Annotated in this window: 14 protein-coding genes and 1 tRNA gene; 8 read left to right on the forward strand and 7 right to left on the reverse strand. The window is 64.3% G+C overall.

Annotated features, from left to right (window positions below):
• Nucleotides 1–243 precede the first annotated feature (243 nt).
• Together NKI15_RS27675 and NKI15_RS27680 are read left to right on the forward strand one after the other, a co-directional pair.
• Nucleotides 244–1,125, forward strand: coding sequence for an HpcH/HpaI aldolase/citrate lyase family protein (locus NKI15_RS27675; protein WP_023699284.1), 882 nt, complete (start codon nt 244–246; stop codon nt 1,123–1,125).
• A 39-nt stretch (nt 1,126–1,164) separates the two neighbouring features.
• Nucleotides 1,165–1,371 carry a DUF1737 domain-containing protein gene (locus NKI15_RS27680; protein WP_023699283.1) on the forward strand — a complete coding sequence of 69 codons (207 nt, stop codon included), beginning with the start codon at nt 1,165–1,167 and terminating at the stop codon, nt 1,369–1,371.
• Between the two features lie 141 nt (nt 1,372–1,512).
• On the opposite strand, the gene NKI15_RS27685 is transcribed toward NKI15_RS27680, so the two are convergent.
• Nucleotides 1,513–1,935 (reverse strand): metallopeptidase family protein, encoded by a 423-nt coding sequence (locus NKI15_RS27685; RefSeq protein ID WP_023699282.1) that lies wholly within the window; start codon nt 1,933–1,935, stop codon nt 1,513–1,515.
• 228 nt (nt 1,936–2,163) lie between these two features.
• Between NKI15_RS27685 and NKI15_RS27690 the strand changes: the two genes are divergently transcribed.
• From NKI15_RS27690 to NKI15_RS27700, 3 genes are read left to right on the forward strand one after another with little or no spacing between them, the layout of a single operon-like run.
• Nucleotides 2,164–3,216: an ImuA family protein gene (locus tag NKI15_RS27690; RefSeq protein WP_023751180.1), complete on the forward strand. Its 1,053-nt coding sequence runs from the start codon at nt 2,164–2,166 to the stop codon at nt 3,214–3,216.
• Nucleotides 3,158–4,636: a DUF6504 family protein gene (locus NKI15_RS27695; RefSeq protein WP_352887594.1), complete on the forward strand. Its 1,479-nt coding sequence runs from the start codon at nt 3,158–3,160 to the stop codon at nt 4,634–4,636. The genes NKI15_RS27690 and NKI15_RS27695 overlap by 59 nt, the downstream gene beginning before the upstream one ends.
• Entirely contained in the window at nt 4,633–7,905 is a 3,273-nt protein-coding gene (locus NKI15_RS27700) for an error-prone DNA polymerase (RefSeq protein WP_023750946.1), read from the forward strand. The genes NKI15_RS27695 and NKI15_RS27700 overlap by 4 nt, the downstream gene beginning before the upstream one ends.
• Nucleotides 7,906–8,026: 121 nt before the next feature.
• On the opposite strand, the gene NKI15_RS27705 is transcribed toward NKI15_RS27700, so the two are convergent.
• The 4 genes from NKI15_RS27705 to NKI15_RS27720 all read right to left on the reverse strand — a co-directional run bounded on the left by NKI15_RS27705 (nt 8,027) and on the right by NKI15_RS27720 (nt 10,668).
• Nucleotides 8,027–8,269, reverse strand: a complete 243-nt coding sequence (locus tag NKI15_RS27705; RefSeq protein ID WP_023687636.1) for a Trm112 family protein — start codon at nt 8,267–8,269, stop codon at nt 8,027–8,029.
• Nucleotides 8,270–8,299: 30 nt separating this feature from the next.
• Complete coding sequence (locus NKI15_RS27710) at nt 8,300–8,971, reverse strand: LON peptidase substrate-binding domain-containing protein (RefSeq protein ID WP_023685086.1); 672 nt, start codon at nt 8,969–8,971, stop codon at nt 8,300–8,302.
• Between the two features lie 111 nt (nt 8,972–9,082).
• Nucleotides 9,083–10,090 carry a thioredoxin gene (gene trxA, locus NKI15_RS27715; protein ID WP_023736734.1) on the reverse strand — a complete coding sequence of 336 codons (1,008 nt, stop codon included), beginning with the start codon at nt 10,088–10,090 and terminating at the stop codon, nt 9,083–9,085.
• Between the two features lie 80 nt (nt 10,091–10,170).
• Complete coding sequence (locus NKI15_RS27720) at nt 10,171–10,668, reverse strand: prolyl-tRNA synthetase associated domain-containing protein (protein ID WP_023672125.1); 498 nt, start codon at nt 10,666–10,668, stop codon at nt 10,171–10,173.
• Nucleotides 10,669–10,884: 216 nt separating this feature from the next.
• Between NKI15_RS27720 and NKI15_RS27725 the strand changes: the two genes are divergently transcribed.
• Both NKI15_RS27725 and NKI15_RS27730 read left to right on the forward strand, forming a co-directional pair.
• A tRNA-Gly gene (locus NKI15_RS27725) sits at nt 10,885–10,959 on the forward strand.
• Nucleotides 10,960–11,087: 128 nt separating this feature from the next.
• Nucleotides 11,088–13,310: an SAM-dependent methyltransferase gene (locus NKI15_RS27730; RefSeq protein WP_352887599.1), complete on the forward strand. Its 2,223-nt coding sequence runs from the start codon at nt 11,088–11,090 to the stop codon at nt 13,308–13,310.
• 20 nt (nt 13,311–13,330) lie between these two features.
• Here the strand turns inward: NKI15_RS27730 and NKI15_RS27735 are convergent, their stop codons facing one another.
• Together NKI15_RS27735 and NKI15_RS27740 are read right to left on the reverse strand one after the other, a co-directional pair.
• Nucleotides 13,331–14,011 (reverse strand): redoxin domain-containing protein, encoded by a 681-nt coding sequence (locus tag NKI15_RS27735; RefSeq protein WP_023672127.1) that lies wholly within the window; start codon nt 14,009–14,011, stop codon nt 13,331–13,333.
• Between the two features lie 19 nt (nt 14,012–14,030).
• Nucleotides 14,031–17,315, reverse strand: coding sequence for an adenylate/guanylate cyclase domain-containing protein (locus NKI15_RS27740; protein WP_023706801.1), 3,285 nt, complete (start codon nt 17,313–17,315; stop codon nt 14,031–14,033).
• A 289-nt stretch (nt 17,316–17,604) separates the two neighbouring features.
• Between NKI15_RS27740 and NKI15_RS27745 the strand changes: the two genes are divergently transcribed.
• Nucleotides 17,605–19,368 carry an adenylate/guanylate cyclase domain-containing protein gene (locus NKI15_RS27745; RefSeq protein WP_352514266.1) on the forward strand — a complete coding sequence of 588 codons (1,764 nt, stop codon included), beginning with the start codon at nt 17,605–17,607 and terminating at the stop codon, nt 19,366–19,368.
• Nucleotides 19,369–19,376: the final 8 nt, after the last annotated feature.

Raw genomic sequence — 19,376 nt, forward strand, 5'->3', positions numbered from 1 at the left:
CCTCGGCCAAGGGGGCCCAACCCGCGGCGCGCGGTGCCCCCCTCGGGCCTCCACCCCCGGCGTCCCCCCCCCCCCCGGCGAGCTGCGCTCCACACCTCTCCCCCGATCGACGGGGGAGAGGAAAGGCCCCCCTTCCGCAACTGCTGCGGGACGGGCGGGGCAGCGCAAGCTTTCGCGGTTGGCTCGTCATCAGGTACCGGTCGGACGCTTGCCTCCCCCGCCCCCACGCGGCATAGATCGGCCATGACAAGCGAACCTTACCGCCCGCGCCGCTCGGTGCTTTACGTCCCCGCCTCCAACGACAAGGCGCTGGCCAAGATCGCGACGCTGGCCTGCGATGCCGTGATCATCGACCTCGAAGACGCCGTCGCGCCCTCAGACAAGATCGCCGCGCGGGACAAATTGGCCGGCATTTTCGCCAGCCGACCGAAACGCCGCTGCGAGATGATCGTGCGCGTCAACGCGCTGTCCAGCGAATGGGGCAACGATGACCTGCTGACCGCGGCGAAATTCGAGCCCGACGGCATCCTGTTGTCCAAGGTCGCCACGCCGCGCGATATCCTCGAAGTCGGCGACGTGCTCGACGATAATTTTGCCCCCGACAGCGTCAAGCTCTGGGCGATGATCGAGACGCCCAAGGCCATGCTCAATATCGGCGCCATTGCCGAACTCGGCCGCGACCCGGCCTCGCGCCTAGCTTGTTTCGTTGCCGGAACGAACGATCTGGTCAAGGAAACCGGCATTCTGGCGACGCCTGATCGGCGCTACCTCGTGCCTTGGCTGATGCAGATGGTGCTGGCGGCGCGGGCCGGCGGCATCGACATGCTCGACGGCGTCTCCAACGATTTTCGCGACCTCGACGCGTTTGCGCGCGAATGCACGGAAGCCGCTGCCATGGGGTTCGATGGCAAGACGCTGATCCACCCCGCCCAGATCGAAACCGCCAACCGAGCCTTTGCGCCCGCGCCCGAAGCTCTGGCCGAGGCGCGCGCGGTGAAGGATGCCTTCGCCTTGCCGGAAAATGCCGGCAAGGGCGTGATTGCTTTGAACGGCAGGATGGTCGAGCGGCTGCACCTGGCGCAGGCCGAGAAATTGCTGGCGAAGGCCGCCGCCATCGGCGCATGATCCGCCCCGAAAAGACGAACTCACGACAGGATCTGACCCATGAGACTTTACCGCTTTTTGTCCGCCCCCGACGATTCGACCTTCTGCCACAAGGTGACAGCGGCGCTGAACAAGGGCTGGCACCTGTACGGCTCGCCGACCTACGCCTACGACAAGAAGACCAAATCGATGCGCTGCGGCCAGTCGGTGGTGAAGGATATCGACGGCCAGGAATACGGGCCGGATACGAAGCTCAGCGACTGGTAGGGAAGGCGTCAACCTCCGCGTCTTCGTCATCCTAGGGCGAAGCAAGGAGCGAAGCGACGCGACGCAGACCCTAGGCATGGATCCCAGGGTCTTCGCGACAGAGCTTCGCTCCTGCTTCGCCCTGGGATGACAAAGGTGGGGCTATTCCGCCGCCTCTTCAAGCTTTTCCATATCGTCGTCCGACAGGCCGAAATGGTGACCGATCTCGTGGATCAGCACATGGGTGACGATGTCGCCCAGCGTCTCTTCGTTCTCGGCCCAATAGTCGAGGATGGCGCGGCGGTAGAGGGTGATGCGGTTCGGGCCCTCGCCGGTCTGCGGGTTCCAGCGCTCGGCGATGCCGCGGCCCTCGAACAGGCCAAGCAGGTCGAACGGCGTCTCCAGCGACAGATCGTCCATGATCTCGTCGGTCGGGAATTCGGCGATCATGATGACGATCTCGCCGGTCAGCTTGCGAAAATCGTCCGGCAGATGCGCGTACGCCTCCAGCGCCAGAAACTCCATTTCCTCGATCGAAGGCGAGAGTTCGTCGTGCCAGGTGCGGGTCTTGTAGATGCGGGCCATGCTTTGTCCTTTGTCCCGGCATATAGGCTTTCCCTCCGGACTCGGCAAATGGACGGGTACCTGGCCAATGACTGTTTCTTTGCGCCGAATGGCTGCGACCAAAGTCCAAGGTTGGCCTCGCCACCTTTGATCAAGGAATAAATTCCTTCTGACTCCGCTTGACTCTTCCGGCACCCTCTGGAATCTATAGGAACATAACAGGAACAATTGTGAGAGAAATTGACCGTCATGGCGACATCAGCCGTGGCGCGGGAGACTGTTTTTGCCCTGCGCCGCCAGATCGCGAAGATCGAGGGAACGCTGCCCGAGCGCCTGGCTGCGCCGGCCAGCGAGCGGCCTCGTGCGCGTGCTGAGGGCTGTCTCCACGCCGCGCCTGAACCCGATTCCGATGTCACCATCATCCGGCGCGGGCTTGCCGTGGCTTCGCCGGATGCTTTCCTGCCCACCGGCGTCGAACGCCTCGATGCGGCCCTCAGCGGCGGCCTGCCGAAAGCCGCCTTGAGCGAAATCCATGGCCTTGAGACCCGCAATGCCGGGGCCGTCGCCGGCTTTGTGCTGTCGCTGGTCAGCCTGATCCTCAAGGGCCAGCCCTTGCCCGTGCTGTGGATCGGCACATCGGAGATTTTTCGCGAGGCCGGCTTTCCCTATGCCAGGGGATTGCAGGGCATGTTCGGTATCGCACCGGAGCAATTGCTGTTTTCCGAGGCGCCGAAACTCACCGATGCGCTGTGGGTAGCCGAGGAGGCCGCGAAGATGACGGCGCTCGCCGCAATCATCCTCGAGATCCGTGGCAGCCCGCAGCGGCTCGACCTCACCGCGACGCGCCGGCTGCACGCGCGCGCCCAAAACGCCGGCCGGCCGGTGTTCCTGCTGCGCCAGGCCGGCGAAGCCGAGCCGACCGCCGCCCCGGTGCGCCTCATCGTGTCGGCTGCACCAGCGGCGAGCCGCCGGACGATCGCCGGGTCGCTCGCCGGCTCGATCGGCCGGCCTGCCTTCACCGTCAGCATCGGCAAGAGCCGCACCGCTCTGCCTGGACAATTCACACTGGAGTGGAACCCCGATGAACACGCATTCGAAGAAAGAAAGCCCCGCGAAAAACGGGCAGAGAATTCTGTCGCTGTGGTTCCCGCATCTGGCGGCAGAACGGATCCTGCGCCAGCGCCTGGGACGGTCGTGGCGTTCCCGGCCTTCGGATCATCTGCCCCCATCTCACCCACCGCTCGTGATCAGCCATCGCGACCGCAACGCCCAGCGCATATCGGCCCTCGGCGAGCGGGCTGAGGCGCTGCATCTGAAGCCTGGCATGGGCATTGCCGATGCGCGCGCCATGCATCCCTCGATCGACATTGTCGAGGCCGATCCGGACGCCGATCGCCGGCTGCTCGAAGGCCTCGCCGACTGGTGCGACCGCTATACGCCGCTGGTGGCGCTCGACGGTACTGATGGCCTTTATCTCGACGTCACCGGCTGCACGCATCTGTTCGGCGGCGAGCGCGCCATGCTGGACGACATCCTTGCGCGGTTTTTCCAGCAGGGTTTCGATGTCCGCGCCGGGTTGGCCGCGACGCCGGGTGCAGCCTGGGCGGCGGCGCGCTTCTGCGGCAACCGCATCGTTGTCTCCGGCGAGGAGGAAGCGCTGCTCGCCCCCTTGCCGCTGGCGGCACTGCGCATCGAGGCCGATATCCGCGCCAGCTTGGAAAGCGTCGGCCTGCGGACCGCCGGCGCGGTCATGGCAGCGCCGCGCGCGCCGCTCGCCCGTCGCTTCGGCGCGACCTTGCTGTTGCGGCTCGACCAGGCGCTCGGCCGCCTCGACGAGGCGGTATCGCCGCGCCTGCCCGTGGCCCCGCTTTCGGTCGAACGCCACCTGGCCGAGCCGGTCGTGCTGACCGCCGAGATCGAACGGCTGGTGCTCTTGCTGGCGGTGACGCTGAAGGCCGATCTCGAACGCCGCGGCGAGGGCGCAAGGATGCTGGCGCTGCTTTTGTTTCGCGCCGACGGCGCCGTCAGCCGCATCGCTGTCGGTACCTCGCGACCGTTGCGCGAACCCAAGCTTATCCAGCGCCTGTTCCATGAGCGGCTGGCCGCGCTCGAACAGGACATCGATGCCGGCTACGGCTTCGACCTGGTGCGGCTTTCGGTGCTGGCGGCCGCCGGCTTCGACATGCAGCAGGCCGATTTGACCGGCGAGACCGAGGATGACGGCGCCGACATGGCACTCTTTGCCGACCGCATCCGCGCCAGGCTCGGCGACAGTGCGGTGCTGAAACCGGTCGCCCTCGAGAGCCATCTGCCGGAGCGCGCCATTGCCACCATCCCGTTCTCGGAAGCGCCACAACGCAAAACACCGCTCAGGAAGCTGGGCTCGAAAGACGCGCCGCGCGCAACCATCTTCCCGCCGGAACGGCCGATCCGGCTGTTCCGTTCGCCCGAGCCGATCGAGGTGCCGGCCACCGAAATGCCTGAGGGTCCGCCGATGAATTTCCGCTGGCGCCGCGCGCTCTACCGGGTCGCGCGCGCCGAGGGGCCGGAACGCATCGCGCCGGAATGGTGGCGTGAAACGTCAAGCGATCCGCTCACATCGACGCGTGACTATTTCCGGATCGAGGATGCCGACGGCCGCCGCTACTGGCTCTACCGGCAAGGCCTCTATGGCAACCCGCAGGTGCCGCCGCGCTGGTTCATGCATGGGGTCTTCGCATGAACGCGCTGACCGTCATCCCCTATGCGGAATTCGGCATCCAGTCGAACTTCTCCTTCCTGCGCGGCGCCTCCAAGCCGGAGGAGCTGGTGGTGGCGGCCAAATTCCTCGGCTTTTCCTCGATCGGACTGGCAGACCGCAACACGGTGGCCGGCGTCGTGCGCGCCTGGCAGCAGGCCAAGGTCGAGAAGCTCGCCTATCACCCCGGTTGCCGCCTGGTGTTCGGCGACGGCACGCCGGACATTCTCGCCTATCCGCAGAACCGCAAGGGCTGGGGCCATCTCTGCCGCATGCTGACGCAAGCCAATTTGCGCGATGAAAACGAGAAGGGCGCGACCCTTCTCCAGCGCAGCGACCTGCTCGAATGGGGCGACCTGCTGTCGCTGGCGGTGCTGCCGGATCTCTCGGCGAATGCCGACGATCCCCTGGCATTGGTCCGTCAACTGAAAGACCGTTTCGGCGCTAATTTGCGGCTAGGCATGGCGCCGGATTATCGCGGCAATGACCGTTTCCGCATCGAGCAGGCGGCGGGCATGGCGGACATCGTCGGCGTGCCGCTGATGGCGACCAACGACGTGCTTTATCACAGCGCCGAGCGCCGCTCGCTGCAAGATGTGCTCACCGCCATCCGCCTCAATTTGCCGGTCGCCGAGGTCGGGGTGGAGCTGACGGCCAACGCCGAGCGCCATCTGAAGCCGCCGCTGGAAATGGCCCGTCTCTTCCGCCCCCATCCACGGGCGCTGGCCGAGACGCTGCGCTTTGCCGGCGAACTGACCTTCTCGCTCAGCGACCTCCAGTACAATTATCCCGACGAGCCGACGCAATCAGGGCTTGGGCCGCAGGCCGAGCTAGAGCGTCTGGCCAGGGAGGGGGCCGCCACGCGCTATCCGGCGGGCGTCCCCGCTTCCGTCTTGCAGCGCATCAGTGAGGAGCTCGCTCTGATCGAGCGTCTGAATTATGCGCGCTATTTCCTGACCGTTTACGACATCGTCCAGTTCACCCGCAATGAGGGCATTCTGTGCCAGGGCAGAGGCTCGGCCGCCAACTCGATCGTCTGCTACTGCATCGGCATCACCGAGGTCGGCCCCGAGCGCATCGACACGTTGTTCGAGCGCTTCATTTCCGAGGAACGCAACGAGCCGCCCGACATCGACGTCGACTTCGAGCATGAGCGGCGTGAGGAGGTGATCCAGTACATCTACTCCAAATACAGCGCCAAGCGCACCGCGCTGGCGGCCGCCGTCATCAGCTATCGCGGCCGCTCGGCGCTGCGCGAGGTGGCCAAGGCCATGGGCCTGTCGGACGATGTCCGCAGTGCGCTCTCCAGTTCGATCTGGGGCTGGTCGACCTCGGAGCTCGGCGAGAAGGAGGCCCATGCCGGCGGCCTCGACCGCAACGAGACCTCGACCAGGCATGTGATCGCCCACGCCAACGAGATCATGGGCTTTCCCCGGCATCTGTCGCAGCATGTCGGCGGCTTCGTCATTACCCGCGACCGGCTCGACGAGATCGTCCCCATCGTCAAGACGGCGATGGAGGCGCGCAAGATGGTCGAGTGGGATAAGGACGATCTCGACTCGGTGAAGATCCTGAAGGTCGATATTCTGGCGCTCGGCATGCTGACCTGCCTGAAGCGCGCCTTCACCTTGCTCACCGACCATTATCCGAAGGCCCGGGATGATTACGGCCGACCCTATGTGCTGGCCACCCTGCCGCCGGAAGAGAACGACGTGTACGACATGATCTGCCGCGCCGACACGCTCGGCGTCTTCCAGATCGAATCGCGCGCGCAGATGTCGATGCTGCCGCGTCTACGCCCGCGCGAATTCTACGACCTGGTCATCGAGGTGGCGATCGTGCGGCCCGGCCCGATCCAGGGCGACATGGTGCACCCCTATCTGCGCCGTCGGCAGGGCAAGGAAGCGGCTGAATATCAAAAGCCAGAGCTGGAGGCTATTCTCAAGAAGACACTCGGCGTGCCGCTGTTTCAGGAACAGGCGATGAATATTGCAATCGTCGCCGGTGGTTTCAAACCCGGCGAAGCCGACGAACTACGCCGCGCCATGGCCACCTTCAAGCGCACCGGCACCATCGGCAATTACCGCCAGCGCATGATCGACGGCATGGTCGGCAAGGGATACACCAAGGACTTCGCCGAGCGCTGCTTCAAGCAGATCGAAGGCTTCGGCGAATACGGCTTTCCCGAAAGCCACGCCGCCTCCTTCGCTTTGCTCGTCTATGCCTCCTGCTGGTTCAAGACCTTTTATCCCGACGTGTTCTGCGCCGCGATCCTGAATTCGCAGCCGATGGGGTTTTACCAGCCGGCCCAGCTGGTGCGCGACGCGCGCGACCATGGCGTCGACATCCGCGACGTCGACGTCAATTTTTCCGACTGGGACTGCACCTTGGAGAAAGCCCAATTCGATCCGGGCTGCATCCTGGCGCGCCATGCCGAAATGCGCGGTGTCATCAAGACAAGGCACGCCGTCCGGCTTGGCTTCCGTCAGATCAAGGGCTTGGCCGAGAAGCGTATGGAAGCTTTCACCGCGCGGCGCGGCGCCGGCTATACAAGCGTCAGGGATGTGTGGCTGCGCTCGGGCCTCGATGTCGGCGAAATCGAAAGACTGGCGCAGGCTGACGCCTTCCGCTCGCTCGGCCTCGACCGTCGTGAAGCCTTGTGGGCGGTGCGCGCGCTGGATGGCAAGAGCGCCGCCGAACGGCTGCCGCTGTTCGACCAGCCGGCGATCCGGCTGCGCGAACTCGAGCCCGAGACAAAACTGCCGACAATGCCGCTTGGCGAGCACGTCATCCACGACTACCGCGCGCTCGGCCTGTCGCTAAAGGCGCATCCGGTCGCCTTCCTGCGCGAGCGGCTCGACCGCGCCGGCGTCATTCCCAATGCCAATCTCGGCTCGGTGCGCGACGGCAGGCGGGTCTCGGTCGCCGGCCTGGTGCTGGTGCGGCAGCGGCCCGGCAAGGGCAATGCGATCTTCCTGACGCTAGAAGACGACAAGGCCGTCGCCAACGTCATTTTCTGGGAGCGGACCTTTACCCGTTTCCGGCCCATCGTCATGGGCGCGCGCTTCGTCAAGGTCACCGGCAAGCTGCAGTCGGAATCCGACGTCATCCACATCGTCGCCGAAAAGATCGAGGATTTGACACCGTGGCTGACGGTGCTGCTGGAAGAGATGACGCCGGCTGCCCGGCCCGACATTGCCACCCTCTCGGACAAAGCTGAAAGGGTCATGCCCAAGGGGCGGAATTTTCAGTAGGGCAAGTGCAGGGCGGTCGGGAGCCCATGACATTAATGCCGGCAAGGGCAGAGGGGGGCGCGAAGGATCGCCAACAGAATGGCTTCTTAGGCTGAGGTCCGTTTGAACCACCCCTGGTCCCTCAGCCCGGCCCACCCAATCGCGGCGGCGACAGCACGTCTTCCGCCGAAATCGTCCGCGCCTCCGAGGGCAGCATGATCGGGATGCCGTCGCGCACGGGATAAGCGAGCTTGGCGATCCGCGAGATCAACTCGCCGCGCACCGGGTCCCAGGCCAGCGGCCCCTTGGTCAGCGGGCAGGCCAGCAGCTCCAGCAATTTTGGATCGACATTGACCGACTTGCCGTCACGCCCATCCGCAGCCATTGGATCCCCCTTCAGCCATCGGCTCAGCCCTTATTGCAGGCTGGAGCCAAAGTCCTCATTCTCGCGCGCCAGCGCCATTTCGGTGATGGCGATCAGCGTCTCCGCGCGGGCTTTCAGGTCGGGCGCCTCCAGCAGCGCCTGTTTCTCGGCCGGTCCGTAGGGCGCCATCATCGACAGCGCATTGACCAGCATGGTGTTCTCGGCGCGGCTGACGCTTTCCCAATCGGCTTCGAGATCGTTGGCCTGCAGATAAGCGCGAAACGCTTTCAACAGCGCCGGCCGGTCGACCTCGCTTGCCGCCTGGTCTTCGGCAAGATCGGTGAGGAACGGCGCCAGCTTGCATTGCCGGAAAGGCGTCTTCACCGGCAATTCGCTGGTGATGCGGAAACGGCAGACGCCCTGCAGCGAAACCAGATAGCGGCCGTCGCCGCTCTCGGCCATCGAGATGATGCGCCCGGCGCAGCCGACATTGCACAGTTCCGGCTCCCCGTCGGCGCGCAACGCGCCATTGAGGCTGGGCTGGACGATGCCGATCAGCCGCGCGCCGGCGATCGCCTCATCCACCATCTGCAGGTAGCGCGGCTCGAAGATGTTGAGCGGCATGCGCCCGCCCGGCAGCAGCAGCGCGCCGGCAAGCGGAAACACCGGAATGGTTGCCGGCAGATCCTTGCCGACCCGGTAAAATGCGTTTCCGACCTGCACCTTCACTCCTCCGACCCGCTTCGGGCGCGATGTTATCGGCCTAATCTGGCGCGGCGGCCGCCGACCGCAAGGCCCGACAGCCACGCCCCGGCAATTTGGCCGGCAAACGGCTCAGGAAAACAGCAGCGACGACAATTTGCGCCGTGCCGCCAGCGTCGCCTCGTCGGTCATGCCCCAGGCCTCGAACAGTTTCAGCAGCTGCGCCCTGGCGCCGTCCTCGTTCCACGTCCGGTCGGCTTTTATAATCGCCAGAAGATTGTCGGCCGCCGCATGGCGCTCGCCCCTGGCGTTCTGGATCATGGCGAGGTCGAAACGCGCCTGGTGGTCGCCGGGATTGGCGGCCAGTCGCTGCTCGAATTCAGCTGGATTGCCAAGTGCTGCCGCTTCCGCAGCCAGCGTCATCTTGGCACGCAGCGCGGCAAGTGCCGGCGCATTTTTCTTGGCCTCCGGCGCCGTTGCCAGCAGCGCCTCGGCGCCGTCGCTGTCGCCGGCCTCGAACAGAAGCTCGCCCAGCCCGGCAATCGCCTCGATCGTCTCCGGCGCTTGCGCCAGGATGGCGTCGTAAATGTCGGCTGCGGTCTGCGCATCGCCCGCCGCATGCGCTTCCGCCGCCGCGGCCAGTGCTTCGGCCACCGGCGGCGCGCCATTGCCCTTGCCGCCGACCTTGGTGATGAACTCGGCGATCTGGCTCTCGGGGATGGCGCCCATGAAGCCGTCGACAGGCTGGCCGTCCTTGAAGGCGATGACCGCCGGGATCGACTGGATGCCGAGCTGGCCGGCGATCGAGGGATGATCGTCAATGTTCATTTTGACCAGCTTGACCTTGCCGCCGGCGGCCTTGACCGCCTTTTCCAGAAGCGGCGTGAGCTGCTTGCAGGGCCCGCACCACGGCGCCCAGAAATCGACCAGTACCGGCTGTTTGCGCGATTCCTGGATGACGTCGGCGGCGAAAGTGGCGGTCGTGGTGTCCTTGATCAGCTCGCCAGCGGCAGGTGCTGCGCCGGGTGTCGGGCCAAGTGCCGACTTGGCCGGCTCGGCGCCGCCATATTGCACGGACGTGGTGTACTGGCCAGAATTGCCGCCGAATTGGCCGCCAAACGGATTGTTGTTGTCGCTCATGTCGTCGCCCTTCCGATCGCGCCCAGCGGAGCAGCGCGACGTCCTTAACTAGAGGTCAGTTTTCGCCATCCATGTGGCGATCAAGCCGAGACTTTCAAGATAGCAGCATCATGTCCGGTTGCCTCGACGAATCTGATGAGGTCGGCGGACGCGATCGACGTCGTCGCCTCATTGGTCAGCGGATGCGCGTTGACTGTCGCATGTGCTATCAAATCCTGGTCGAGCACCACTTTGACCCGTCTTTCGGTGTCGTTGATCAGCCCGAACACGGTGACCGCGCCCGGAATGACACCGAGCAGCTCCATCAGCATCTCCGGCTTGCCGAACGACACCCGGCCGGCGGCGCCGATCATCGTGTGGATCTGCTTCAGGTCGACGACCGCCTCCTCGCCGACGCTGACCAGGAAGAAATTGTCCTTCTTGTCCTTGAGAAACAGATTTTTCGTGTGCCCGCCCGGTATCTCGCCGCGCAGCGACTGCGAATCGGCCACCGTATAGAGCGGCGGATGGCGCACGGTCGACACTGATATGCCGAGATCGGCAAGAAAGGCGAAAAGCTCGGCTTCGGTCTTCGGCATTGGTGGTCTTTCCCTGTATCGGCGCGCGGCAAAGCCGTTTACGGCCAATGATGCCGCCGAGACAAGACCGTCATGCGGGAAGTCGATGAACCACCCGCGTGGCCGACAAGGTTCCGCCAAGCGATTTGGCGCGACCAAAAAGCCCGTCATTTCCCTGTTGCAATCGCCGCGCTCTTCAGCCATATAGGCCCGGCTTGCGGCCAAAGGGCCGTGTGAGCGGGTGTAGCTCAGGGGTAGAGCACAACCTTGCCAAGGTTGGGGTCGAGCGTTCGAATCGCTTCACCCGCTCCAGTTTCCTCTAGGGGAATCAAGCGATGAAGAGGCGCCTTTCGGGGCGCCTTTTGCTTTTTCCAGACCGGCGATGTAAGCGCGTTGCGGAACACTTGTTCTCCCTCAGAACCAGGCGCAGGTAAGACGGCGTGGCGCACAATCCCTCGGGTCCAATTTCGGCGAAAGGCGGCACCGCATCTGAAGCGCTTGCTTGGCTGGCGTTGCGGAACGCCGCGTCCGAATGCGGCTCAGGCTCGCGCTTGATCAACCCGCAGCCCCTGCGCGCACTCCCGGCGGGACGCAAGTGGGCGCATGAGATTGCCAAGGTAATCTTCGATGGCCTCATGGCAGGAAGCCTGTCGGTGCCGGCGCAATTGGCTGCCGGATGGGCGAGGTTCGGCAGCGCAACCACCGCGTTGATCATCGAACTCGGCAAGATCTGGGACAATCCCGCAGCGGCTCGCCGCGTCCAGTACCAGCTTGAGCAAATGCTTCTCGAACCCGACGATCTTGCCACGCCGCGCAGGCTGGCGCGAACGCTCGGAATTCGCGTCGACGCTCGCAATCCGACCGCGACCGAACTGCCGGAAGGCATCGATCAGATCTATGCCCATCTGATGCTGGATGGCCGGATCGAGGCTGTCGTGCAGTTCGGTGCACTCGGGACGGTGACGAGCGATCATTGGATTGAATTGATCCTGGATGTAGTGCCTGCTGAGCGGCTTGCGGGAGGATCGCCTGGACCGCAAAAGGGCGCCGGCGCGACCACGTCAAACACGCCTGCAGCCGAGGTATCGTTTGCCATGGCGGGAAGCGAGCCCGATCAGGACAGCCACTTCGGCAAACTCGCGCAATTGGCCGCACAGGCGCATGACCTGGTTCGGTCGAGCGCTGAACCGTCAGAGCCTGTTACGCCGCGCCGCGCACGGGTCGCGGACAAGCACGACGAGGATCGCACGGCGTTCTGGAACAGCTATTTCGCGACCGAGGATCCCTGGAACTACAGCTCGCTCTATGAGCAGGAAAAATATGAGCGGCAGATCGAGATCCTGCCTGCCGGTCCCATCGGCCGGGCGCTTGAGCTGGCCTGTGCGGAGGGCCATTTCACGCGGCAGCTGGCGCCGCGCGTGGGCCATCTGACCGCAACCGACATCTCCGCCATAGCCATCGAGCGAGCCCGCGCCCGATGCAACAATCAGGCGAATGTCGAGTTCGGCGTACTCGATTTCGCTGCCGACACGCTGCCGGGTGAGATGGATCTGATCTTCTGTTCGGAGGTGCTCTACTATCTGGACGATCTCGCCGAGTTGCGGCGCATCGCCAAGAAATTCGCCGAGGCGTTGGCGCCTGGCGGTAGTTTCATCAGCGCACACGCATTCGTGCTGCGTGACAATGTCGAAAAGACGGGCTTCGACTGGAACACATTCGGTGCCCAGGCGATCTCCGAGACGCTGGCAGCGACCGAAGGCCTGGTGCTCGAGCAATCGATCCAGACCGAGCTCTACCGCATAGACCGCTTCCGCCGCCTATCGCCGGGCGATGTGGCGACGGACCCGGTGATCGATCATGTGCCGATCCGCGCGCCCATCGAAATCGGCGTCGCGCGAAATATCGTCTGGGGTGGGGCGCGAGCCTTGCGCCGCGACGTCGCACGTAACGAGCAGCGCCAGCATATCCCTGTCCTCATGTATCACGGCGTTGCCGATGAAGGTCCGGCCGCGCTCGCTCGCTTTCGGCTCACGCCCGCCGCATTCGCCAGCCAGATGGGATGGCTGCGCGCCAATGGCTTTCACGCCATTGGCTCCGAGCAGCTGGAAGCATCCATCGCCAACCGTCAGCCTTTCGTCGGCCGCCCGGTGCTCATCACCTTCGATGACGGCTTCCAGAACTTCGCCGACCATGCCTGGCCGATCTTGCGCGCCAACGACCTGAACGCGGAAGTGTTCCTGGTGACGGACCTGGTGGGCGAAAGTGCAAAGTGGGACACCGACATCGGTCCGCCGACGCCGCTTATGGGCGCCGGGACGGTGCGACGCCTCGCTGCCGAAGGCGCCTTCTTCGGCAGCCACATGGCGACGCATCGCGCCATAGATGGTCTGTCGAGCGCTGACCTGGCCGCCGAGCTCCTGCGCTCTCGTCTGTTCATCGAACGCTGGACCGGCCGGCCAACCAGGGCGTTCGCGGCCCCCTTCTCCGTCACCGACCGACGGCTTGGCCGGCTGGCTAGGGAGTGCGGCTATCGAGTAGGCTTCGGCCGCAGGCACGGGCCGGCGGACCTCCATAGCGATCTCATCGACCTTCCGCGCATCGAGATTCGCGGCGACCGCTCGCTCGATGACTTTGTCGCCACTGTCGAGGCCGTGCTCGGATAAACGGTGAACTTGTCAGTTCATTATTGGGCGACTTGCGACACGGCTGACATCAGCTCCTTCGGGTTTGGGGCGCCAAACATGTATCGCCCACCCTCCGGGACCTCCGTGAAGCTCCAGCGGACGATCCCCTGCCGGTCCAGCAGGAACTGACCAACCAGTTGTCCGTGTCCCGTGGCCATCATCTGCTCGTCGGCTTCGGTCAGTTCGTAGTGGTCCTTCTTGTCGAGGATTGCGGCGGCTGTCATCGGATCCATGGGACCGGGCAATTCGCCAGGTATGTCGACCCGCATGTCCTGTGCCGCTGCCATCGCGACCTTGTACGGCCAGTTCGTCTCGTTCTCGGTGAATTCGAGATTGGGCAGTCCAAAAGCACGATGTGAAGCGCGTTCCGGGTCCGACGCCGCAAGCAGGTTCGGCATTGGATGGTAGCGGAAATAGAGCCGCGCCCGTTCGATCGGCGTGTTGACCACCGTCAGGCTCTCCACGCCCTTTTCGCGCAGCTCCGGATCGAGACGCGCCTGAGCGGCGATGTGGCGCCGGCAAAACGCACAATGCAGACCTCGAAACAGGCCGACCAGCACCGGTTTTTGCCCGCGAAAGTCGTCAAGCGCAATCTTGCCTTCCTGGGTAATGGCGTCGAGTATCAGGTTCGGCGCCCGGTCGCCCGGTTGAAGCGGTATCAATCCACTAGGCGCGGACATGTCCAACCCCCTATCCCGGCTAGTCGAGAAAAGGCAGCACCACAAGCGCTTCCGGGTCGAGCCCGTGCTGGGCGCATATACCCTGCGCCAGGGAAAAGTAGCGTTCGGCCTCGGCCAGATTGTCGAGGTCGAGATTAAGCGTTGCGAGTCCATCATAGCACGGAAACAGCAGTTGGGGCTCGCCCGTTTCGCGGGCTACCTCCAGTGCTTCGTGGAACAAGCCGATCGCCAGTTCCGGATGGCCGTTGCACTGGTGGATCTGCCCAAGCACGATCAACGGCACTGGCAGGTGCTCGCGCTGGTCGAGCGCCCGGTCAATCTCGATGGCCTTCTCGGCAGCAGGCACGCCCTCCGTTGGACAGCGATCCGTGAAAGTACAACAAGCTACCGCCAGATTGGCGAGGAGGCGCGCCTGGAAACCCAAATCGCCAATACGGCGCGCCACTTCAAGACCGCGCCGACAGACCTCCATCGCCTTCGCCGGATCGATGGTCGTGTAGAGCACCCCGAGATTGGTGTAGCCGCGGCAGGCCGCGCCCAGCAGACCGGCGGCTTCGGCCAATTCAATGCTGCGCTCAACCTCACGCACGGCTTCATGGTTTCGCCCAAGGCGAGCCAGCGCAACAGCCTTGGTATTAAGTGCCTCGGCGGTCACGAGGGTGGCATCATCGGAGACATGTTCCGTTGTCAGAGAGCGTACGCAATCCAGCGCCGCGTCTGCCCATTTTGCCGCGAGAGTGTGATCTCCGCTGCGGAACGCCTGTCGGCCACGTTCTTGCCAGAGATGCGCCTGCTCGATCGGGGCATCCGCTCCATCGAGGAGCGCTGCCGCTTCAGCGTAGCGCGATTCCGCGTCGTCCCGCTTGCCCACGTCCCAAAACAGCCGACCGATCTTGCGCAAAACGCGCGCCGCCGCGACACGATCGGCTGACTCGCGATAGGCCTGCAGCACCGCCTCGTAGTGGCGGTGTGCAATCTCGCGGCGGCCTGCCGGGCCGCTCAAATCGGCAATGCGCTCTGCAATTGCCAGTTTGAGCGGTGTTTGCCCGATCGCGCCCAACGCAGTCAGTGCTCGCTCGTAGAAACGAAGGGCGTCGTCATTGGCGTATATCATGCGAGCGCGATCTCCCGCCGCCTGCAGGTAGTGCGCGCCCCTCTCCCGCTCGGCGCTCTGAGCGAAATGGTGACCGAGCACGGCCAGATCCTCGAACCGTTCCGGCTTGTCGCCGCACAGTTGCTCCAGGGCGGCACCTACCCGGCCGTGGATGTCGGTCCGGCGTTGCAGGAGCAGATTCTGGTAGATCACGTCCTGCAGCAATGTTTGTGTAAAGCGGTAGCTTTGCGACGAGACCGAGCCTGATCCGGCAACTTCCTCGATGATTTCCGCATCGCAAAGCAGTTCGCAGCCCGCTTCCAGTCGGCCGGGGTCGGCTGCCACGGCTTTCAGAAGCGTGGCATCGAAGCGCGGGCCGATTACCGCGGCTTCCTGGGCCAACCGGCGCACCCCTTGCGGCAGCCGGTCGACGCGAGCAAGCAACATTGCCTGGATCGTGGCGGGGATGCCGGTTGCGACTTCGCCTGCCACGGTCCGCCATTGCTGGCCCTCGCGCACCAATACACCGCGATCGATAAGGCCGCGAACGATCTCCTCCAAGAAAAGCGGGTTGCCGCCCGCGCGCTCGAGGATCTGGTCGAGAAGCCCTCCTGCGGCGTTTACCCAGCTCTCGCCGAAAAGCGCCGCCACCAGGCGGCGTCCGTCATCGCTGTCGAGCGGCGAAAGCCTGAGCGCTGTGTGGCTGACCCGACTTGAGTCGAGTTGGTCGTTGTCCGACGCCGGACGATGCGTGACCAGCAACATCAGCCGCGTGCGTTCCAGTCTGTCCATCACGAAACGCAGTGCCTCGAGCGAGACGGAGTCGGCCCAGTGCAGGTCTTCGACGACAATCAACAGCGGCGACAACGCAAGCCGCCGTTCCATGATTGTGCGGACCGCGTAGAGAATTTGCCGCCGCAGCTGCTCGGGCTCGACATGCTGCAAGGTGGCATCGGGGTCGCCGAGGCCAAGCACATGGTAGAGCAAAGGCATCAGCCGCTTCGCCTCCTCGCCCTGCAGGCCGAGATCGGCAAGCAAGGCTGCGAGCTTGCCCCGCATTTCGTCCCCATTGTCGTTTTGCATCATCCCGGCAGCGCTGCGCACCACTGCACCCAGGGCGCCAAATGATTGTTCACCCAGCGGTGAGCACGTGGCCTGCCGCACGGCGACGTTGCGAAAACGATCCTCGTCGCCGACGCGGGCGACGAACTCCTTCACCAACCGCGACTTCCCGATACCGGCTTCGCCGACGAGGCGGACAAGCTGGGCCGAGCCGCCGCACGCCAAGTCAAGGCTCGCCAGCATTCTGTTGAGCTCCGCATCACGACCTATTATGGGCGCACTGAGGCCGAGCGCCTCGAGCCCGCGCGCTGCACGCGGCGCCGCAAGCGGTGCATCCAGTCGGTGGACGAGCACACTGCCAGCCTTGCCGCGAAAGACGACATCGCCCAGCGACTCGTACGAGAAGGCATGCCGGGTCAGCCTGTGCGTGAGTTCGCCCACCAGCACCTCACCCGGTGCAGCCAGCGATTGCAGGCGTTGCGCCGTATTCACCGTGTCGCCGGTCACCGAATAGGATTTGGCGGTGCCGATGCCCAATCCGCCAGTAACGACCGGACCCGTGTTTATGCCTATGTGGAGCAGCAGCGGCGAGCCTGAGTGGCGGGTGCTTTCACCGAGCCGCGCCGTCCGGGCGATCATGTCGAGAGCGGCTCGAAGCGCACGTTCCGGATCGTCCTCATGCGCGACCGGCGCACCGAACAAGGCGAGCAGAGCGTCGCCGATGAATTTGTCGACGAAACCACCAAAGCCTTGCACGGCCGCCGTCAATTCCTTGAACAGTTCGTTCTGCAGCGCCTGCATGACCTCGGGGTCGAGCTGCTCGCTGAGTGTCGTGAAGCCGCAGAGATCGGCGAACAGCACCGTTACCGTTCGTCGATCGGCGTCGGAGACGGAATGCGGCCCCTCTTCGCTTTCGATGTTCGGCGACGGAGCTCGAGAGGGCTGCGCAATGGTGCGGCTTGGTGTCGGAGCAGGCCGTTCGGCAGCTTTTGCGGACGCACCCACGCTTGCCCCACATTTAGGACAGAACTCGAAATCAGGTGCGCAGGCGTAGCCGCAACTGGCGCATGGCACGGGCTGGCGGCGGCCACACTTCGGACAGAAGGCGTAACCGCCCTCGATCTCGAAACCGCAGCCAGAGCAGTTCATGGACACCTCACCAGAGCATGATGCCGAAGAGTGTGAAGCGGTTTTCGGACGACATCATGCTCTATCTCTTTGACCTTGGGCCATGACGCGTGATCTCGCCACGCTCGTCACGGCCGGGGTATTCACAAGGATGAACCGATAGTCGTCAACCGGCAAGCGGCAGCACAAATGGGCATCGGTCTGGGTTGGCGGTGGAGCACTGCCGATACGGGCGGCCGCGTGGCCGTGATTTGCGAAAATTCCCTCGTCCCGCCGTCTTCCTGCTATGATGGAGATGAGGAGGCGACCCATGAGCGAGAACCGTAAGCTGGCCGCAATCCTGGCTGCAGATGTGGTCGGATACAGCCGGCTCGCGAGCGCGGACGAAGATCGTACCTTGGCGCGGTTGCGGGCACTGCGCAGCGACCTGATCGATCCGATCATTGCAGTGCACCACGGGCGGGTTATCAAGCGTACCGGAGACGGGGCACTGGTTGAGTTTCGCAGTGTGGTCGATGCCGTGCGCTGCGCCGTTGAGATTCAAAACGGTATGGTTGAGCGCAATGCCGGCGTACCGCAGGAGCGCCGCATCGAGTTCAGGATAGGCATCCATCTGGGCGACGTGGTCGAAGAGAGCGATGGCGACCTGATGGGTGACGGCGTCAACATCGCCTCGCGTCTGGAGGGCGTTGCGGCGCCCGGCGCCATCTGCCTGTCCGAGGATGCCTATCGCCAGGTCAAGGCCAGGCTTGACCTCTCGGTCAGCGATCTCGGCAGCACACAGCTCAAGAACATCGCCGAGCCGATCCGAGTGTATTCGCTGCAAGTCGGCGCCGGGGCCAAGGTGGCCGCGACCTCGCAAACCCCGACGAGCCCTCCGGCTGCGGCAGCGCCGCCGAAACTGTCGATCGCCGTGCTGCCGTTCGCCAATATGAGCGGTGATGCCGAACAGGACTACTTCGCCGACGGCATCTCCGAAGACATCATCACGGCGCTGTCCAAACTGTCACAGCTCTTCGTCATCGCTCGCAATTCGTCCTTCATCTTCAAGGGCCAGAACGTCCATGTGCAGGATGTCGGCACGAAGCTCGGCGTGCGCTATGTCCTTGAAGGCAGCGTACGCAAGTCGGGGAACAAGGTACGCATCACCGCGCAGCTCATCGATGCAATCTCAGGCGGCCATCTTTGGGCGGAGCGGTTCGATCGCGATCTGACCGACATATTCGCCGTGCAGGATGACGTGACGCAGCACATCGTCGGTGCGCTGGCGCTCAATCTGACCGAGGATGACCGTCTGCGGCTGGCGCCCGAACACCAGCGCAACCCGGAGGCGTATGACTGTTTCCTGCGGGGCCGGGAGCTGTGGCACCGGCTGACGAAGGACACGAACGTCGCGGCCCGCGAGCTCTTGCAGCGGGCCATCGAACTGGACGCGAAATTTGCCTCTGCCCACGCTTTCCTAGCCCTCACGCACGGGCTCGATTACCTCAACAGGTGGGGTGCGTCGGACTCGATGGCGCAAGCGGAAGAGGCAGCAACGCGAGCGGTAACGCTGGATGACAGCGATCCCTGGGCGCACTGGGCACTGGCATCGGCCAAGCTTTACACACGGCGGCACGATGAAGCCATCGGCGAGGTCGAGCGCGCGATAGCCCTCAATCCGAACTTCGCCGAAGCGCACGTCGCCCGCGGCGAGGCGCTGTATTATTCGGGTAGACCCGCGGAGGCGCTAGAGAGTTTCGCCCGGGGAAAGACCTTGAATCCATACTTTCCGGATGTGCTTCTGCACTTCCAGGCTTTGGCATCGTTTCAACTGGGAAGGTACGAAGAGGCCGTCGACCTCTTGCTGCAACGGCTGGCTCGCAACGCTGTCACTGACGTCTCGCGTGCGCTTCTGGCGGCATGCTACGGCCATCTGGGCCGTTTGGAGCAGGCCCATGCGGCATGGCAGGACCTGCTTCGCGTCAATCCCGCCTATTCGCTGGAACACCGTCGCAAAGTCTTGCCTTACAAGAACCCTGCCGATTTCGAACTCATGGTCGAGGGGCTCCGCAAGGCCGGCGTGGTGCAATGACGGGCTAA

Source organism: Mesorhizobium sp. M0862, from assembly GCF_040319795.1.
Classification (GTDB): domain Bacteria; phylum Pseudomonadota; class Alphaproteobacteria; order Rhizobiales; family Rhizobiaceae; genus Mesorhizobium.